The 17,519-nt window shown below is 58.2% G+C and carries 13 protein-coding genes; 6 read left to right on the plus strand and 7 right to left on the minus strand.

The window, feature by feature from the left end; genetic code table 11:
- Nucleotides 1-10: 10 nt before the first annotated feature.
- From hofC to nadC, 4 genes are all read right to left on the minus strand, one after another.
- The gene (gene hofC / locus B3797_RS15445; protein ID WP_311791531.1) at nucleotides 11-1,210 is read right to left on the minus strand and encodes a protein transport protein HofC; all 1,200 of its coding nucleotides are present in this window, start codon (nucleotides 1,208-1,210) and stop codon (nucleotides 11-13) included.
- A complete protein-coding gene (gene gspE / locus B3797_RS15450; RefSeq protein ID WP_311791532.1) occupies nucleotides 1,197-2,588 on the minus strand; it encodes a type II secretion system protein GspE in 1,392 nt (463 codons plus the stop codon). Before gspE ends, hofC begins: the two co-directional genes overlap by 14 nt.
- Complete coding sequence (gene ppdD / locus B3797_RS15455) at nucleotides 2,575-3,030, minus strand: prepilin peptidase-dependent pilin (protein ID WP_311791533.1); 456 nt, start codon at nucleotides 3,028-3,030, stop codon at nucleotides 2,575-2,577. Before ppdD ends, gspE begins: the two co-directional genes overlap by 14 nt.
- 180 nt (nucleotides 3,031-3,210) lie before the next feature.
- Nucleotides 3,211-4,107: a carboxylating nicotinate-nucleotide diphosphorylase gene (nadC, locus tag B3797_RS15460; RefSeq protein ID WP_311783082.1), complete on the minus strand. Its 897-nt coding sequence runs from the start codon at nucleotides 4,105-4,107 to the stop codon at nucleotides 3,211-3,213.
- A 195-nt stretch (nucleotides 4,108-4,302) separates the two neighbouring features.
- On the opposite strand from nadC, the gene ampD reads away from it, so the two are divergent.
- Both ampD and ampE read left to right on the plus strand, forming a co-directional pair.
- Complete coding sequence (gene ampD, locus B3797_RS15465; protein ID WP_311791534.1) at nucleotides 4,303-4,854, plus strand: 1,6-anhydro-N-acetylmuramyl-L-alanine amidase AmpD; 552 nt, start codon at nucleotides 4,303-4,305, stop codon at nucleotides 4,852-4,854.
- 16 nt (nucleotides 4,855-4,870) lie between these two features.
- Nucleotides 4,871-5,725: a beta-lactamase regulator AmpE gene (ampE, locus tag B3797_RS15470; protein ID WP_311783080.1), complete on the plus strand. Its 855-nt coding sequence runs from the start codon at nucleotides 4,871-4,873 to the stop codon at nucleotides 5,723-5,725.
- Here the strand turns inward: ampE and B3797_RS15475 are convergent.
- The 3 genes from B3797_RS15475 to aroP form a co-directional block, all read right to left on the minus strand.
- On the minus strand, nucleotides 5,707-6,666 hold the full coding sequence (locus B3797_RS15475) for a family 43 glycosylhydrolase (protein WP_311783079.1): 960 nt from the start codon (nucleotides 6,664-6,666) through the stop codon (nucleotides 5,707-5,709). The two genes, ampE and B3797_RS15475, sit on opposite strands and share 19 nt — an antisense overlap.
- Nucleotides 6,663-8,075, minus strand: coding sequence for a glycoside-pentoside-hexuronide (GPH):cation symporter (locus B3797_RS15480; protein WP_120455753.1), 1,413 nt, complete (start codon nucleotides 8,073-8,075; stop codon nucleotides 6,663-6,665). Before B3797_RS15480 ends, B3797_RS15475 begins: the two co-directional genes overlap by 4 nt.
- A 171-nt stretch (nucleotides 8,076-8,246) precedes the next feature.
- Nucleotides 8,247-9,605, minus strand: coding sequence for an aromatic amino acid transporter AroP (gene aroP / locus B3797_RS15485; RefSeq protein WP_311783077.1), 1,359 nt, complete (start codon nucleotides 9,603-9,605; stop codon nucleotides 8,247-8,249).
- Nucleotides 9,606-10,119: 514 nt separating this feature from the next.
- Here aroP and pdhR point away from each other — a divergent pair.
- The 4 genes from pdhR (at nucleotide 10,120) to lpdA (ending at nucleotide 17,315) form a co-directional block, all read left to right on the plus strand.
- Nucleotides 10,120-10,884: a pyruvate dehydrogenase complex transcriptional repressor PdhR gene (gene pdhR / locus B3797_RS15490; RefSeq protein ID WP_120455757.1), complete on the plus strand. Its 765-nt coding sequence runs from the start codon at nucleotides 10,120-10,122 to the stop codon at nucleotides 10,882-10,884.
- Between the two features lie 131 nt (nucleotides 10,885-11,015).
- The gene (gene aceE / locus B3797_RS15495; RefSeq protein WP_311783076.1) at nucleotides 11,016-13,682 is read left to right on the plus strand and encodes a pyruvate dehydrogenase (acetyl-transferring), homodimeric type; all 2,667 of its coding nucleotides are present in this window, start codon (nucleotides 11,016-11,018) and stop codon (nucleotides 13,680-13,682) included.
- Between the two features lie 14 nt (nucleotides 13,683-13,696).
- Nucleotides 13,697-15,592, plus strand: a complete 1,896-nt coding sequence (gene aceF / locus B3797_RS15500; RefSeq protein WP_311791535.1) for a pyruvate dehydrogenase complex dihydrolipoyllysine-residue acetyltransferase — start codon at nucleotides 13,697-13,699, stop codon at nucleotides 15,590-15,592.
- A 298-nt stretch (nucleotides 15,593-15,890) separates the two neighbouring features.
- Nucleotides 15,891-17,315, plus strand: coding sequence for a dihydrolipoyl dehydrogenase (gene lpdA / locus B3797_RS15505; protein WP_120455910.1), 1,425 nt, complete (start codon nucleotides 15,891-15,893; stop codon nucleotides 17,313-17,315).
- Nucleotides 17,316-17,519: the final 204 nt, after the last annotated feature.

Here is a 17,519-nt window from a genome sequence, read left to right on the forward strand (position 1 = left end):
CGCGCGCACCCTAATGCATCACATTTCCCAGTCCAAATACCGGCAGATACATCGCGATCACCAGCGTGCCGACAATAGCGCCGACAATCACCATCATTACTGGCTCCAGCGAGGCGGCGAGCGCATCGGCAAGCGCCAGCGTTCGAGCTTCATGCCACTCCGCCAGCCGCGCCAGCATGGTATCCAGCGCGCCAGCCTCTTCCCCGACCAGCACCAGCTGCATACAGAGCGGCGTAAACAGCGGATGCGCCTGCATCGCCTGATGCAGCGGCTCTCCCCGCGTAATATGCTGCTGAAGCTCAACGACGGCGTCGCGCCATAACCGCGTCGTCAGGGTCGCTTCAGCCGCCTGTAAGCCCTGCAACAGCGTAATGCCTGCCTGTTGCGTCAGCTGCAGGATGGCGTAAATCTGGCTCAGCTGGCTGCCGCGCCACAGATTTGAGAAAAGCGGCAGGCGCAGCATCAGGCGCTGCTCCCACAGCTGCCATGCTGGCGAGCATTGTCGTAGCGCTCGCCAGCCCGCTGCGGCTAACAGCAGCGCGACCGCGAGCCAGCCGCCCCAGCGCTGCAGGCCCACTGAGAGCGCCATCACCGCCGCCGTAAAGGCGGGGAGCGGCGCGTTGAACGAGGCGTAGACCGAGACGAACTCCGGCAGTACAAACAGCAGCATGCCGCCGCTTACCGCGACCGCCACCATTAAAATAAAGAGTGGATAGCGCAGCGCCTTGATGACTTTATTCCTCAGATGTTGCTGACGCGCCTGCTGATCGGCCAGCTGCGCGCAGCAGACGTCAAGCTGGCCGGTCAGTTCGCCCACCTGCATTATGGCGGCGAACAGGGGCGGAAAAATTTGCGGCCACTGGCTTAACGCCTGAGAGAAGGGGACGCCGCTTAAGACGCGCAGCCGCAGCGCATGCAATAGTAACCGCCAGCCAGCGTGAGGATGGCCTTGCGACAGCAGCTCCAGGCCTTGCGCCAGCGGCAGGCCCGCTTTAAGCAAGGTTGCCAGCTGCCTGACAAGGTCTGTTTTGTGTTGCCACTTCCAGTCGCGTGCCCGCCATACTTTACGACGCTGCCAGCTAACCGGTAGCAGATCCTGTTCGGCCAGCTGGCGCAGCAGGCACTCTTCATCAGCCGCCAGGCTCTGACCCTCATGCAGCTGCTGCTGGCTGTTGAGCGCCTGCCAGCGGTAGAGGCTAAGCCGGGACATCTTCCAGACCGGTAACGCGCTGCATCTCCTCCAGCGAGGTTTCGCCGCGGCTGACCGCCTCCAGGCCAGTGCTGAACAGGGTGCGCATACCCTGCTTTTTTGCCAGCGCCAGCACGTTGTCGAGCGGCATCTCAGCGGCGATGGCATTTTGCAGTTTATTGCCGACCGGCAATATTTCAAACAGCGCCAGCCGTCCGAAATAGCCGGAAAAACAGTGGTCGCAGCCGGGCGCGCGCCAGGTTTGCAGCGTGCCGGGCCAGATGTCGGGTGGGAAGTGCGCTATCGCCTGTGCTGGCTGTCGACAGTGGGGGCAGAGCCGACGCACCAGCCGCTGCGCCACAATCAGCCGTAGCGCCGGGCCAAGCAGATAGCCAGGAATGCCCATCTGCCGCAGCCGCGTCAGGGTTTCCGCCGTTGAGTTGGTATGCAGCGTCGATAAGACAAGGTGGCCGGTCTGTGCCGCTTTGACCGCAATTTCTGCCGTTTCCGCATCGCGTATCTCACCCACCATAATGACGTCCGGGTCCTGGCGCAGCAGGGCACGCAGCACCCGATTAAAATCGAGGCCGCATTTCGGGTTGATCTGCGTCTGGTTAATCCCGACCAGCGGAATTTCGACCGGGTCCTCCACGCTGCTGACGTTCATTTCTGGTCGGTTCAGCGTGCTCAGGCAGCTGTAGAGCGTAAAGGTTTTGCCGCTGCCGGTGGGGCCGGTCACCAGAATCAGCCCCTGAGGCTGCGCCAGCGCGGCATCCAGCAGACGCCGCTGCGCGGCGGGCAGGCCGAGCTTATCCAGCGCCAGGGCACTATCCTCGCTTTGCAGCAGACGAATAACCGCTTTTTCACCGTACTGCACCGGCAGCGTCGCCAGGCGAAAAGCGGCGGGTTTGCCCTCCAGCGTCAGAGTAAACTGTCCATCCTGCGGCAGTCGTCGCTCGGCAATATCCAGACCGCCCAGGATTTTCAGCCTGGCGAGCAGCGCGGCGGGCGGTGCTTCGCATAAGGGCGTCAGCGGCTGCAGCACGCCGTCTATGCGCAGCCGTATCCGCACGCCGTCCCGCTGCGGTTCAATATGAATATCGGACGCCCGTCGCCGCAGCGCCTGTTGCAGCATCTGGTTAACGGCCTCGATCGCCGACTCCGGCAGGGCATCGCGCGGCGCATCCGCAGCGGCGCTGCTGTGCTGCTGAAGCTCAAGGCGCGCCAGAGGCCAGCACTCAATTTCAACCTGACACTGGCTGGCGAAGGAGAGCGCCTCGCTTAAGCCCTCCGGCACCTGTTCCGCAACGGCGACGCGCAGCAGCGTCGCATCATGATGCAGTAAGACGGCGCGATAGCGCTGGCACAGCGCGCGAATAGCGGAATCAACCATTACCATCGCTGGCTCCTTTGTCATCGAAGCGGAACTGTTCCAGACAGTTATCGCGCTGGCTGTCGCTGGTGCTGGTACAGCTGCGTTGCCACCTCAGGCTGCCTTCCACACTGTCCCATACCGGCGTCATCTCAACGCTCAGGCCAGTCAGGCTCTCCTGGCCGGTTAAGGTAATGGTGCCGTTTACGACGCTGAGCGTCGAAACGTAACGCGAGCCTTTTGCCGCCGGTATGCCTTTTTCGCCCGCCTGGCACTGCGCAGGGCCGCCTCGCTCCATAGCGCACAGCTCAACAGCCGTTTTGTAGGGCATCATCGTTTGCAGCATGTCGGTGAGCGCCGCGCGTTGCAGGTAGTTTTGATAGGCTGGTAAGCCGATAGCGCTGAGGATCGCCACGATCCCCACCACAATCATCAGCTCGACCAGGGTAAAACCCTGTTGATGAGTCATTACATCGCCTCCTGAGTAGATAAGAGGCGGCAGAATAGAAAAGCGCAGGCGTTAAACCCAGCCGCGGATTTTCAAGCCGGGAAAGGGAACGCAATAAAGCGACGGAGTTGCAGCGGTGTGAACAACGAAGCGGAAGCGGGCGCGCAAAAACGCCGTGAGCGACGCCACGGCATTATCGGTTTACAGGGAAGTGAAGCGCATCGAGAGATCCAGCGCACGGACATGTTTGGTGAGCGCGCCGACAGAGACATAGTCGACGCCGGTCTGCGCGATTTGCGGCAGCGTCGTTTCCGTGACGTTGCCTGAAACCTCAAGCTGTGCGCGCCCCTGCGTACGCGCGACGGCTTCTCGCATCTCGTCGAGGGTGAAATTATCCAGCATGATAATGTCAGCACCCGCCGCAAGCGCCTGTTCCAGCTCATCCAGCGATTCCACTTCCACCTCTACCGGCACGTCCGGATGCATCCAGAACGCTTTTTCTACCGCCTGCTGAATCGAACCGCTGGCGATAATATGGTTCTCTTTAATCAGGAATGCGTCAGAAAGGCCGAGACGGTGATTTGCGCCGCCGCCGCACAGCACAGCATATTTCAGCGCCGTACGCAGTCCCGGCAGGGTTTTGCGCGTATCCAGCAGCTGCGTGTCGCTGCCCGCAAGCAGTTGCACATAACGGCGTGTTTCGGTTGCCACGCCTGACAGCGTTTGCACGAAATTAAGAGCGGTGCGTTCAGCAGTCAACAGGCGACGAGAAGGGCCGCTCAGGGTAAACAGCAGCTGATCAGGCGTTACGCTGTCGCCATCTTCGACCTGCCAGCCCAGCGTCACATGACCACCAAGCTGATTAAACACCTCTTCCACCCAGCGTTTACCACAGAAAACACCCGCTTCCCGCGTGATCACCTGGGCTTGCGCCTGGCTCTCTTCGGGAAGCAGCTGAGCGGTGATATCACGGTCAGCATCGATCTCGCCGCCCAGATCCTCCTGCAAAGCGCGCGCGACCGTGGCGGGAATGTCCTGTTCAATACGGGCGATCAGCGCCTGTCGGCGGCTATCGACACTATAACGACGGGTTGGCATAACGAATTCGCTCCTGATGACCTGAACACAGAGGCAGCCACAATAGATCGAAAAGGCACAATTCACCAGCCGAAGTCTGAGTTTTGTTTAGTATACTTAACGAAAGCGCGCCGCCGTAGCGCAGCACCTTTAGGCTGCCAAAAATCAGTGGAAATCATGCTATTCTCAGCCCGACTCTGCTAAGGAAAAACCGGCATGAAACTGGAACAGGGCTGGCTGACCGACATCCGTCAGGTGCCGTCGCCACATTTTAATCAACGTCCCAACGACGAGGCACCCTCGCTGTTGGTCATCCACAATATCAGCCTGCCGCCGGGCGAATTCGGCGGGCCGTGGATCGATCGGCTGTTTACCGGCACCTTGCCGCCCGACGCTCATCCCTATTTTGCCGATATCGCCCATCTGCAAGTCGCCGCGCATTGTCTGATTCGTCGCGACGGGGAAATCGTGCAGTATGTTTCTTTCGAAAATCGCGCCTGGCATGCCGGGGTTTCCTGCTATCAGGGCCGCGAAAACTGCAACGATTTTTCTATTGGCATCGAACTGGAAGGTACCGACGATCTGCCTTACACCGATGCGCAGTACCAGGCGCTGGCCGCAGTGACGCGACTACTGCTACAGCACTATCCCTTAACGCCCTCGCGCATTACCGGACACAGCGATATTGCCCCGACGCGTAAGACCGATCCGGGGCCTGCTTTTGACTGGGCACAGTATCAGCGACTGTTGGCGCAGACTTCTTTTTGATTCTCCCGGAGTGGGTATGACGTTGTTTTCCTTGTTACTGGTTTTAGGTTGGGAACGCCTGTTTAAGCTGGGCGAGCACTGGCAGCTCGACCATCGGCTGGAGCCTCTCTTCCGCCGTCGCCGTCATTTTTCGCTGCTGCGCACGCTGGGTATGACGCTGCTGGCGATGGCGTTAACGGCGCTGGCGATCTGGTGTGTAAAAGGGCTGCTGTTCGGCGTCGCGCAACTGCTTTTCTGGATCCTGATCGGCCTGCTCTGCATCGGCGCTGGCTCGGCACGCCTGCACTATCACGCCTATCTGAAGGCGGCGAGCCACGACGATGTCGCGGCCCATCAGACGATGGCCGCCGAACTGACGATGATCCACGGCGTGCCGGTGGAGTGCAGCGAGCGTGAGTTTCTGCGCGAGCTGCAAAACGCCCTGATCTGGATTAATTTCCGCTTCTATCTGGCGCCGATGTTCTGGTTTGTGGCGGGCGGCCCCTATGGGCCGGTGCTGCTGGTGGGATACGCTTTCCTGCGCGCATGGCAGAGCTGGCTGGCGAAGCATAAGTCGCCCCTTGAGCGCGCGCAGTCAGGCATTGATGGCCTGCTGCACGTTATCGACTGGATCCCGGCGCGGCTGGCTGGCGTCACCTATGCGCTGCTGGGACACGGCGAGAAGGCGTTGCCCGCCTGGTTCGCCACGCTGACCGATTTCCACCGTTCGCAATATCAGGTGCTGACCAGCCTGGCGCAGTTTTCGCTGGAGCGCGATCCGCACATGGATAAAGTCGAAACGCCACGCATCGCTGTTGCCCTGGCGAAACGCATTTCGCTGGTGCTGGTGGTCGTGGTGGCGTTGCTGACCATCTACGGCACGCTGGTCTGATCCGCAGGCGGCACGCCGAAGTCGGGTGTGCCGTCGTCGCGCCAGTGAAAATTCTTCAGCCGCGTATGACGATTGGGGTCCCACAGCGGATCCCCTTCGATTTCCGTATAGTTGCGTGCGTGATAGACCAGCACATCCTCGCCGTTCTCATCCTGAGTGAAACAGTTATGGCCCGGTCCATACTGATGGTTATCCCAGTTTGAGGTGAAAACCGGCCGCGCCGACTTATGCCAGTTGGCGGGGTTAAGCAAATCCTGCTCGCTGTCGATCGACAGTAGCCCCATGCAGTAGTTTTCATCCGTCGCGCTCGCAGAGTAGGTGACGAAGAGCCGGTCGCCATGCTTAATCACCGCCGGCCCCTCATTAACGCTGAATCCCGCGCACTCCCACTCATATTCAGGTCGGCTCAGCATCGTTGGCGCGCCTGTCAGCGTCCAGGGATTAAGCAGCTCCGCCAGATAGAGGTTAGAGTTGCCGGGAATCGCCGGATCCTTCTGCGCCCACAGATACCAGTTTTTGCCCTGATGCACGAAGTGCGTGGCGTCCAGCGCAAAGGTATCGAACTGGCTAAAGACCCGACGCGGCGCCTGCCAGCGTCCGCTCAGCGGATCGGCGTCGTCGCTCACCAGCGCATACATGCGGTGCTGAAACAGGCCCTCTTTAATATCGCGCGTCGGCGCGGCGGCGAAATAGATCACCCACTGGTCGTCGATGCGGTGCAGCTCCGGCGCCCAGATTAGCTCGCTGCATGGACCGCTTTCCGGCTTGCGCCAGACCACAACCGGTTCGGCGTCGCGCAATCCCAGCAGCGTGCTGGCGCGACGCAGTTCCAGCCGATCATAGGCGGGCACAGAGGCGATAAAGTAGTAGTGCTGCTCATGGCGCAGGATAAAAGGGTCGGCCCGCTGTTCAATAAAGGGATTCGGCCACTGTAGGGTCATTTCACTTCTCCTGGTTGGGTGACGGCGCCGTCGCGCTGACGCAGCTCATGTAGTTCACGGAAGTTAGCGCGACGCAGCGCAAGATCGTCCTGGATAGTGCGCATGAGCGCGCGGTCGACCTTCAGCAGGCGGACAACGCCTGCGGTAATCAGATAGCCCACGCCGGGAATAACGGTGAACAGCAGCATAATGCCGTTTACCGCCTGCGAAGACTGCTGTTTCGCGCCTGCGTCGTAGCCGTAAATCGAGAGAAGAAAGCCGACCATCGCGCCCGCCACCGCCAGCCCGACCTTAAGGAAAAACAGGTTCCCGGAGAAGCTGATGCCGGTGATGCGCTTGCCGGTTTTCCACTCGCCGTAATCATCGACGTCAGCCATCAGCGACCAGTGCAGCGGCGACGGTATTTGATGCAGCACGTTCAGCAGGAAGTAGGCGATAACTATCGCGACGGTGGCGTGCGGATCGATCCAGTAAAAGCCGCAGGAGAAGAACGCCAGCGCGATATTGGTCCAGAAAAAGACTTTCAGCTTACACCAGCGGTCAGTAAGGAGCTTCGCCAGCGTGCTGCCGAACATCATGCCCACCACGCCGAGGCTGATAAACAGCGTAGCGAAGTGAGTTGACTGGCCCATTACCCAGGTAACGTAGTACATGGTGGCGGCCATACGGATAAAGCCGGGGCAGACGTTGCAAAAGGTAAGCAGCAGGATGCGCACCCACTGGTCGTTTTTCCAGACGTCGCGCAGATCGTTTTTCAAATCGTCATGGGTCGGCACCGCCGGGCGAATACGCTCGCGCACCGTGGCGAAGCAGAACAGAAACATCCCCAGCCCAATCAGCGCCAGGACGCTCATCGCCAGCTGATAGCCGCGCGCCTTGTCATCGCCGCCGAACCACTCCGCCATGGGCAACAGCGACAGCGAGAGGATCAGCGTCGCGATGCCAACCATAACAAAGCGGTAAGACTGGCAGGAGACGCGTTCACCAGGATCGTTAGTGATAACGCCGCCCAGCGAGCAGTAGGGGATATTGATGGCGGTGTAGGTCAGAGACATGAAAAAGTAAGTAACGAAGGCCCAGATGACTTTGTTTTCGTAGCTCCAGTCCGGCGTGGTGAACATCAGCACGCTGAACAGCACGTAGGGCACTGAGACCCACAGCAGCCAGGGGCGAAAACGGCCCCAGCGGCTCTGGGTACGATCGGCGATAGCGCCCATAATCGGGTCGGTAACGGCATCAAGCACGCGCACCGAGAGCAACAGCGTACCCACCAGCGCAGGCGCCAGGCCAAAGACATCGGTATAGAAGTAATTAAGAAACAGCATGATGGCGCCGCCAATCATATTGCAGCCCGCATCGCCCATGCCGTAACCCAACTTTTCGCGAAAAGAGAGGGCGGAATCCTTCATGGTTATTATCCTGCGCATTTGGTATGAGCAGAGAAGTATCGTTGCTGAATCAGCAGGATGGCTGGGAGCAAATAGTCAGTAAGATGGACAAAACAGGCGCGGCGGGAAAAATGTGAGCTGGATCGAGAGGGAAAATAGCCCGCCGACCTGAATCGGCGGGATTAAGATACATCAGGCGCGCTGCTGCGTCCTGTTTTTAACGGCGTAACCAACGGCGAGGATAACCAGCCAGACCGGGATCAGCCAGACGGAGATCGCCATGCCGGGAGTCATCAGCATAATCACCAGGATAGCCGCCATAAACGCCAGGCAGAGCCAGTTGCCGAAGGGATAGAGCAGGGCTTTAAAGCGCGTGGTGACGCCCTGCTGATCTTTCTTACGGCGGAACTTCAGATGCGCCATGCTAATCATTGCCCAGTTGATCACCAGCGCGGAGACCACCAGCGACATCAGCAGGCCAAAGGCTTCGCCCGGCATCAGATAGTTGATTAACACGCAGAGTGCGGTCGCCACGGCAGAGACCAGAATCGTGGCCACCGGCACGCCGCGGCGGTCTACCTTCAGCAGCGCTTTCGGCGCGTTGCCCTGTTGCGCCAGACCGAACAGCATGCGGCTGTTGCAGTAGACGCAGCTGTTATAGACCGACAGCGCCGCGGTCAGGATCACTACGTTCAGCGCGTTCGCCACCAGCGCGTCGCCCAGATCGTGGAAAATCAGTACAAAAGGACTGGTGTCTGCGGTCACGCGCGTCCAGGGCATCAGTGACAGCAGCACCGCCAGCGAACCGATATAGAAGATCAGGATGCGGTAGATAACCTGATTGGTGGCTTTAGGAATGCTCTGCTCCGGATTATCAGCTTCCGCGGCGGTAATACCCACCAGCTCCAGGCCGCCGAAGGAGAACATAATTATCGCCATCATCATCACCAGGCCACTGAAGCCGTGTGGCAGAAAACCGCCCTGCGCCCAGAGGTTACTGACGCTGGCCTGCGGGCCGCCTGTGCCGCTGAACAGCAGCCAGCCGCCAAAGAGGATCATGCCGATAACCGCGACCACTTTTATGATAGAGAACCAGAACTCCATTTCGCCGTAGACTTTTACATTGGTCAGGTTAATGGCGTTGATCAGCACAAAGAATACCGCGGCGGTAATCCAGGTCGGCACATCCGGCCACCAGAACTGAATATATTTGCCGACGGCGGTCAGCTCGGCCATGGCTACCAGCACATAGAGCACCCAGTAATTCCAGCCTGACGCGAAGCCGGCGAAGTTGCCCCAGTATTTGTAGGCGAAGTGGCTGAAGCTGCCGGCAACCGGCTCCTCGACTACCATCTCTCCCAGCTGGCGCATAATCAGAAAGGCGATAAAACCGGCAATGGCGTAGCCCAGAATAACGCCGGGGCCGGCAGCCTGAATGACCGATGCGCTGCCCAGAAACAGGCCGGTGCCCACCGCCCCGCCCAGCGCGATCAGCTGAATATGACGGTTCTTTAGCCCGCGCTTCAGCGTATCGCTGTGCTGTTGTTCCATACAAACCTCGTGTTGTTTTAATTCTTCTTTTGCAGCGCGCGATGGCTGTCAGGAAGTGGTTACAATAACGTACTGTTTTCTTTACGGTATCAGGCGCCTTCTCTGTAAGCGGATGCTACCCTGGCGACAAGAATAGTGATATGCGGTGCGCTTTGCACCTGCTTTCTCTTTTCGTGCTGAGAGTTAACTGAAAATCCTCGTCGCCATCACATTGCCGCCTGCGCCTGTTCTGCCACGAATGCGCGTTAAAGGCGAATAAGGTTGTCTTATGTCGAGGTGGAAGATTGTCGTTAACGCTGTGTAAGGTTTGGTAAAAATCACCGCATCTCACTTTTTTCGCGCGATGCCGTTTCTGGTTTTCTGACGGCAACTTAACCCTGCGTAGCCCGTTGACTGACAAGGATTGTGACTGGCGTCATATAGACACAAGGTGAATACTTTGTTACTTTACGGCCAACTTTTTGGAATTGGTATTACCAATTTACTCCGGACGACGGCTTGATAAGAAGGGAAGATGGCTTACAGTAAGATTCGCCAACCCAAGCTCTCTGATGCCATTGAGCAGCAGCTGGAATCTCTGATTATGGAAGGGACGCTGCGTCCTGGCGAGAAGCTGCTGCCCGAGCGCGAACTCGCCAAACAATTCGATGTCTCACGTCCATCCCTTCGCGAAGCCATACAGCGTCTGGAAGCGAAAGGTCTGCTGCTGCGCCGTCAGGGCGGCGGCACCTTCGTCCAGCAGAATCTCTGGCAAAGCCTGAGCGATCCGCTCGTCAGCCTGATCACTAAACATCCAGAATCTCAGTTCGATTTACTGGAAACGCGCCATGCGCTGGAAGGGATCGCCGCCTACTATGCGGCGCTGCGCGGCACCGAAGAGGATATCGAGCGTATCCGTCACTGCCACGTACAGATTCAGCAGGCTCAGGAGAGCGGCGACCTCGACGCGGAAGCGGATGCGGTGATGCAGTATCAGATCGCTGTCACAGAAGCCGCCCATAATGTGGTGCTTTTGCATTTGCTGCGGTCGATGGGCCCTATGCTGGAACAAAACGTTCGACAGAATTTTGAATTGCTCTACTCGCGCCGGGAAATGCTGGCGAAAGTGAGCGGTCACCGCGCCAGTATTTTCGAGGCGATTGTGGCTCGCGAGCCAGAACAGGCACGCGAGGCTTCGCATCGTCACCTGGCGTTCATAGAGGAAATCTTGCTGGACAGAAGTCGGGAGCAGACTCGTCGTGAACGCTCCCTGCGTCGTTTACAGCAACGTAAGGAATAACGCGCGACAAAGAACGCGCGACATCAACGACGGGCCTGTCTCCTTGTGCTCTGGCAAACAAAGCAAGCAGAACACATGGAGACAGGCTCCAGACAATTCAACGTATTAGACACAGATAAGGAATACCCCCCATGTCAGAACGTTTACAGAATGACGTGGATCCGATCGAAACTCGTGACTGGCTACAGGCGATCGAATCGGTCATCCGTGAAGAAGGTGTTGAGCGTGCGCAGTATCTGATCGATCAGGTGCTGAGTGCAGCCCGCAAAGGCGGCGTAAAAGTGGCGGCAGGCGGTAACGCCGTCAGCAACTATATCAACTCTATTGCCGTTGAAGACGAGCCGGAGTATCCGGGTAACACGTCTCTGGAGCGTCGTATCCGTTCCGCAATTCGCTGGAACGCCATCGTAGCGGTGCTGCGCGCCTCGAAGAAAGATCTGGAGCTGGGCGGCCACCTCTCATCATTCCAGTCTTCTGCGACCATTTATGAAGTGTGCTTTAACCACTTCTTCCGCGCGCGCAACGACAAGGACGGCGGCGATCTGGTTTACTTCCAGGGCCATATCTCGCCGGGTATCTACTCGCGCGCGTTCCTTGAAGGCCGTCTGACCGAAGAGCAGATGAATAACTTCCGTCAGGAAGTGCACGGCAACGGTCTGTCATCTTACCCGCACCCGAAACTGATGCCGGACTTCTGGCAGTTCCCGACCGTGTCTATGGGTCTGGGGCCGTTGAATGCCATTTATCAGGCGAAGTTCCTGAAGTATCTGGAACACCGCGGCCTGAAAGATACCTCTAACCAGACCGTTTACGCCTTCCTCGGTGACGGCGAGATGGACGAGCCGGAATCTAAAGGCGCGATCACCATCGCGACCCGCGAGAAGCTGGACAACCTGGTGTTCATCATCAACTGTAACCTGCAGCGTCTGGACGGCCCGGTTACCGGCAACGGCAAGATCATCAACGAACTGGAAGGCATCTTTGCAGGCGCTGGCTGGAACGTGATCAAAGTCATCTGGGGCGGCCGCTGGGATGAGCTGCTGCAGAAAGACACCAGCGGTAAACTGATCCAGCTGATGAACGAAACCGTTGACGGCGACTATCAGACCTTTAAATCCCGCGACGGCGCCTACGTGCGCGAACACTTCTTCGGTAAATACCCGGAGACGGCAGCGCTGGTTAAAGACTGGTCAGACGAAGAGATCTTCGCCCTGAACCGCGGCGGCCACGATCCGAAGAAAATCTACGCGGCACTGAAGAAAGCGCAGGAGACCAAAGGTCAACCGACGCTGATTCTGGCGCATACCATCAAAGGCTATGGTATGGGCGATACCGCTGAAGGTAAAAACATCGCGCACCAGGTCAAGAAGATGAACATGGATGGCGTTCGCTACATCCGCGATCGCTTCAACGTGCCGGTTGCCGACGACAAGATCGAAGAGCTGCCGTACGTGACCTTTGAGAAAGGTTCTGAAGAGTACAACTACCTGCATGGCCAGCGCGAGAAGCTGGGTGGCTACCTGCCGTCCCGTCAGGCGGAGTTCACTGAAAAACTGGACATGCCGAAGCTGGAAGAGTTCAAGGCGCTGCTGGAAGAGCAGAGCAAAGAGATCTCAACCACCATCGCCTTCGTGCGCGCCCTGAACGTGATGCTGAAGAACAAGTCGATCAAAGATCGTCTGGTGCCGATCCTGGCGGACGAGGCCCGTACCTTCGGTATGGAAGGTCTGTTCCGTCAGATTGGTATCTACAGCCCGAACGGCCAGCAGTACACGCCGCAGGACCGCGAGCAGGTTGCTTACTACAAAGAAGATGAGAAAGGCCAGATTCTGCAGGAAGGGATCAACGAGCTGGGCGCAGGTTCATCCTGGCTGGCAGCGGCGACCTCTTACAGCACCAACAACCTGCCGATGATCCCGTTCTATATCTACTACTCCATGTTCGGTTTCCAGCGTATCGGCGATCTGATGTGGCTGGCGGGCGACCAGCAGGCGCGCGGCTTCCTGATCGGCGGCACCTCCGGTCGTACCACGCTGAACGGCGAAGGTCTGCAGCACGAAGATGGTCACAGCCACATTCAGGCGCTGACTATCCCGAACTGTATCTCTTACGATCCGGCGTATGCGTACGAAGTAGCGGTCATCATGCATGACGGCCTGGTACGTATGTACGGCGAAGCGCAGGAGAACGTTTACTATTACATCACCACGCTGAACGAAAACTACCACATGCCAGCGATGCCGGAAGGCGCCGAAGAGGGTATCCGTAAGGGTATCTACAAGCTGGAAACCGTGGAAGGCAGCAAAGGCAAAGTGCAGCTGCTGGGTTCAGGCTCTATCCTGCGTCACGTGCGTGACGCGGCGCAGATCCTGGCGAAAGAGTACGGCATCGGTTCCGACGTCTACAGCGTGACCTCGTTCACCGAACTGGCGCGCGACGGCCAGGACTGCGAACGCTGGAACATGCTGCATCCGACCGAGGAAGCGCGCGTGCCTTACATCGCTCAGGTGATGAACGACGCGCCGGCGGTGGCATCGACCGATTACATGAAGCTGTTCGCTGAACAGGTTCGCAGCTACATTCCGGCCAGCGATTACCGCGTGCTGGGCACCGACGGCTTTGGCCGTTCTGACAGCCGCGAAAACCTGCGTCACCACTTTGAAGTGGACGCCTCCTACGTGGTGGTAGCTGCGCTGGGCGAGCTGGCTAAACGTGGCGAAATCGACAAGAAAGTGGTGGCGGACGCGATCGCTAAGTTCGACATCGATGCCGATAAAGTTAACCCGCGTCTGGCTTAAGAGGTAAGAGAGTAATGGCTACTGAAATTAAGGTACCGGATATCGGGTCTGATGAAGTTGAAGTCACCGAGATCCTGGTGAAGGTTGGCGACAAGGTGGAAGCCGAGCAGTCGCTGATCACCGTAGAAGGCGACAAAGCCTCTATGGAAGTTCCCTCGCCGCAGGCGGGCGTGGTGAAAGAGATCAAAATCGCGACCGGCGACAAAGTCGAAACCGGCTCGCTGATTATGATTTTTGACGCAGAAGGCGCGGCGGCAGACGCGGCGCCAGCGGCGGAAGAGAAGAAAGCCGAAGCCGCTCCGGCGCCGGCTGCCGCCTCCACCGCAGCAAAAGATGTCAATGTGCCCGATATCGGCGGCGACGAAGTGGAAGTCACCGAGATCCTGGTGAAAGTGGGCGACAAAGTTGAAGCCGAACAGTCGCTGATTGTCGTTGAAGGCGATAAAGCCTCGATGGAAGTGCCTGCGCCGTTCGCGGGTACCGTGAAAGAGATCAAAATCGAAACCGGCGCGAAAGTCAGCACCGGCTCGCTGATCATGGTCTTCGAAGCAGAAGGCGCGGCGCCGGCAGCGGCGGCGAAGCCGGAAGTGAAAGAAGCGGCGACCTCCGCTCCTGCGGCTACCGCTGGCGCGAAAGAGGTCAACGTGCCGGATATCGGCGGCGACGAAGTGGAAGTCACCGAAGTGCTGGTGAAGGTCGGCGATAAAGTGGAAGCCGAGCAGTCGCTGATCGTTGTTGAAGGCGACAAGGCCTCAATGGAAGTGCCTGCGCCGTTCGCCGGCACCGTCAAAGAGCTGAAAGTCTCAACCGGCGATAAAGTGAGCACCGGCTCACTGATCATGATCTTCGAAGTGGAAGGCGCAGCGAAAGCCGAAGCGCCGAAGCAGGAAGCTGCGCCCGCACAGGCTCCGGCGAAAGCCGCTGCGCCTGCCGCACCGGCCGCGCCTAAAGCTGACGCGAAAAGCGATTTCGCCGAAAACGACGCCTACGTGCATGCGACCCCGGTTATCCGTCGTCTGGCGCGCGAATTCGGCGTGAACCTGGCGAAGGTGAAAGGCACCGGTCGTAAAGGCCGCATCCTGAAAGAAGACGTTCAGAGCTACGTGAAAGACGCGGTGAAACGCGCTGAGGCCGCTCCGGCTGCCGCTGCCAGCGGCGGAAGCCTGCCAGGCCTGCTGCCGTGGCCGAAAGTTGACTTCAGCAAGTTCGGCGAAGTTGAAGAAGTGGAACTGGGCCGCATCCAGAAAATCTCTGGCGCTAACCTGAGCCGTAACTGGGTGGTTATTCCGCACGTTACGCACTTCGATAAAACTGATATCACCGATCTGGAAGCGTTCCGTAAACAGCAGAACGCGGAAGCCGAGAAGCGTAAGCTGGATGTGAAATACACCCCGGTGGTGTTTATCATGAAAGCGGTCGCTGCCGCGCTGGAACAGATGCCGCGCTTCAACAGCTCGCTGTCTGAAGACGCGCAGCGCCTGACGCTGAAAAAGTACATCAACATCGGTGTGGCGGTCGATACGCCGAACGGCCTGGTGGTTCCGGTCTTTAAAGACGTGAACAAGAAAGGCATCACCGAGCTCTCTCGCGAGCTGATGGCGACCTCGAAGAAAGCGCGCGACGGCAAGCTGACCGCGAGCGACATGCAGGGCGGATGCTTCACCATCTCCAGCCTTGGCGGTCTTGGCACCACGCACTTCGCGCCGATCGTCAACGCGCCGGAAGTGGCTATCCTCGGCGTGTCTAAATCGGCGATGGAGCCGGTCTGGAACGGTAAAGAGTTTGTGCCGCGTCTGATGATGCCGATCTCGCTTTCCTTCGATCACCGCGTGATTGACGGCGCTGATGGTGCGCGTTTCATCACCATCATCGGCAATATGTTGTCCGACATCCGCCGTCTGGTGATGTAAGTACAATCAAGGCCGGCAATCGCCGGCCTTGTTGTAAAGATTCGTGGCATCGCGGTTTGCAGTTTGTTAACAATTCTGTAAACTCTTGCGGTGAAAAATGTCCCGGTGGAGCAAAGGACATCGTGAGCCTGTTTCGTCAGGCGTACCTGGCGCAGTCAGTTGTTGACGCCCAGCGCGCAGAACCCGCAGCGTACTTAAGATACGCAAGGCGTCGCGCACTGCCCGGATGCAAGTGGCCTCCCAGCCTGATGAAAAACGCTCTACGTCTGACCCGCCGGATCACAACTAAGAGGTCATGATGAGTACAGAGATTAAAACCCAGGTCGTGGTACTTGGGGCTGGTCCTGCAGGTTACTCTGCAGCCTTCCGTTGCGCTGATTTAGGTCTGGAAACCGTACTGGTAGAGCGTTACAGCACCCTGGGCGGTGTCTGTCTGAACGTGGGCTGTATCCCGTCAAAAGCGCTGCTGCACGTTGCTAAAGTGATCGAAGAGGCGAAAGCCCTGGAAGAACACGGCATTGTGTTTGGTCAGCCCTCTACGGACATCAACAAAGTCCGCACCTGGAAAGAGAAAGTCATTAACCAGCTGACCGGCGGTCTTGCTGGCATGGCGAAAGGCCGTAAAGTCAAAGTCGTTAACGGCCTGGGCAAATTCACCGGTGCAAATACTCTGGTTGTGGAAGGAGAAGGCGGCGCGACCACCATCAACTTCGACAACGCTATTATCGCGGCCGGTTCTCGTCCGATCACGCTGCCGTTTATTCCGCATGACGACCCGCGCGTATGGGACTCTACTGATGCGCTGGAGCTGAAAGAAGTGCCGGAGCGTATGCTGGTTATGGGCGGCGGTATTATCGGTCTCGAGATGGGTACCGTTTACCATGCGCTGGGTTCGCAGATTGACGTGGTTGAGATGTTCGACCAGGTTATCCCGGCGGCCGACAAAGACGTGGTGAAAGTGTTCACCAAGCGCATCGCTAAGCAGTTCAACCTGATGCTGGAAACCAAAGTTACTGCGGTTGAAGCAAAAGAAGACGGCATCTACGTTACGATGGAAGGCAAGAAAGCGCCGGCCGAACCGCAGCGTTACGACGCGGTGCTGGTAGCGATCGGTCGTGTGCCGAACGGTAAAGGTCTGGATGCAGGTAAAGCGGGCGTGGAAGTGGACGATCGCGGCTTTATCCGCGTCGACAAGCAGATGCGCACCAACGTTCCGCACATCTATGCTATCGGCGATATCGTCGGTCAGCCGATGCTGGCGCATAAAGGCGTGCACGAAGGCCACGTAGCGGCCGAAGTTATCGCTGGCATGAAGCACTACTTCGATCCGAAAGTGATCCCGTCTATCGCTTACACCGAGCCGGAAGTTGCATGGGTCGGCCTGACTGAGAAAGAAGCGAAAGAGAAGGGCATCAGCTACGAAGTCTCTACCTTCCCGTGGGCAGCCTCAGGCCGCGCTATCGCGTCTGACTGCGCAGACGGCATGACCAAGCTGATTTTCGACAAAGAGACGCATCGCGTTATCGGCGGCGCGGTTGTCGGCACCAACGGCGGCGAGCTGCTGGGCGAAATCGGTCTGGCGATCGAGATGGGTTGCGATGCAGAAGATATCGCGCTGACTATCCACGCGCACCCGACGCTGCACGAGTCGGTTGGCCTGGCGGCAGAGATCTTCGAAGGCAGCATCACCGACCTGCCGAACCCGAAAGCGAAGAAAAAGTAATTTTCTCCGCTGATAAAAGAAGCTCCCGCAAGGGGGCTTTTTTTTGCGCCCGATGCGCGGTGAATTCATGAGTAAATCAGAGGTGACAGACGCCTTTATTCATAACCCAGAGGGTTACCATTATCGAAAAAGTCAGTGTAAAAGTTATGCCTCTCTTCTTTACGCCGCCATGCCGCTTCGCCAGATAGCCGCCTGAAGAAAGCA

The organism is Pantoea sp. UBA5923, from assembly GCF_002431095.1.
GTDB classification, from domain to species: Bacteria; Pseudomonadota; Gammaproteobacteria; order Enterobacterales; family Enterobacteriaceae; genus Pantoea; species Pantoea piersonii.

Coding starts and splice junctions, on each gene's coding strand:
- ampE (WP_311783080.1), top strand. CDS start 4,871: ATGACGTTGTTTTCCTTGTTACTGGTTTTAGGTTGGGAACGCCTGTTT.
- ampD (WP_311791534.1), top strand. CDS start 4,303: ATGAAACTGGAACAGGGCTGGCTGACCGACATCCGTCAGGTGCCGTCG.
- B3797_RS15480 (WP_120455753.1), bottom strand. CDS start 8,075: ATGAAGGATTCCGCCCTCTCTTTTCGCGAAAAGTTGGGTTACGGCATG.
- aceF (WP_311791535.1), top strand. CDS start 13,697: ATGGCTACTGAAATTAAGGTACCGGATATCGGGTCTGATGAAGTTGAA.
- aceE (WP_311783076.1), top strand. CDS start 11,016: ATGTCAGAACGTTTACAGAATGACGTGGATCCGATCGAAACTCGTGAC.
- ppdD (WP_311791533.1), bottom strand. CDS start 3,030: ATGACTCATCAACAGGGTTTTACCCTGGTCGAGCTGATGATTGTGGTG.
- nadC (WP_311783082.1), bottom strand. CDS start 4,107: ATGCCAACCCGTCGTTATAGTGTCGATAGCCGCCGACAGGCGCTGATC.
- pdhR (WP_120455757.1), top strand. CDS start 10,120: ATGGCTTACAGTAAGATTCGCCAACCCAAGCTCTCTGATGCCATTGAG.
- hofC (WP_311791531.1), bottom strand. CDS start 1,210: ATGTCCCGGCTTAGCCTCTACCGCTGGCAGGCGCTCAACAGCCAGCAG.
- lpdA (WP_120455910.1), top strand. CDS start 15,891: ATGAGTACAGAGATTAAAACCCAGGTCGTGGTACTTGGGGCTGGTCCT.
- aroP (WP_311783077.1), bottom strand. CDS start 9,605: ATGGAACAACAGCACAGCGATACGCTGAAGCGCGGGCTAAAGAACCGT.
- gspE (WP_311791532.1), bottom strand. CDS start 2,588: ATGGTAATGGTTGATTCCGCTATTCGCGCGCTGTGCCAGCGCTATCGC.
- B3797_RS15475 (WP_311783079.1), bottom strand. CDS start 6,666: ATGACCCTACAGTGGCCGAATCCCTTTATTGAACAGCGGGCCGACCCT.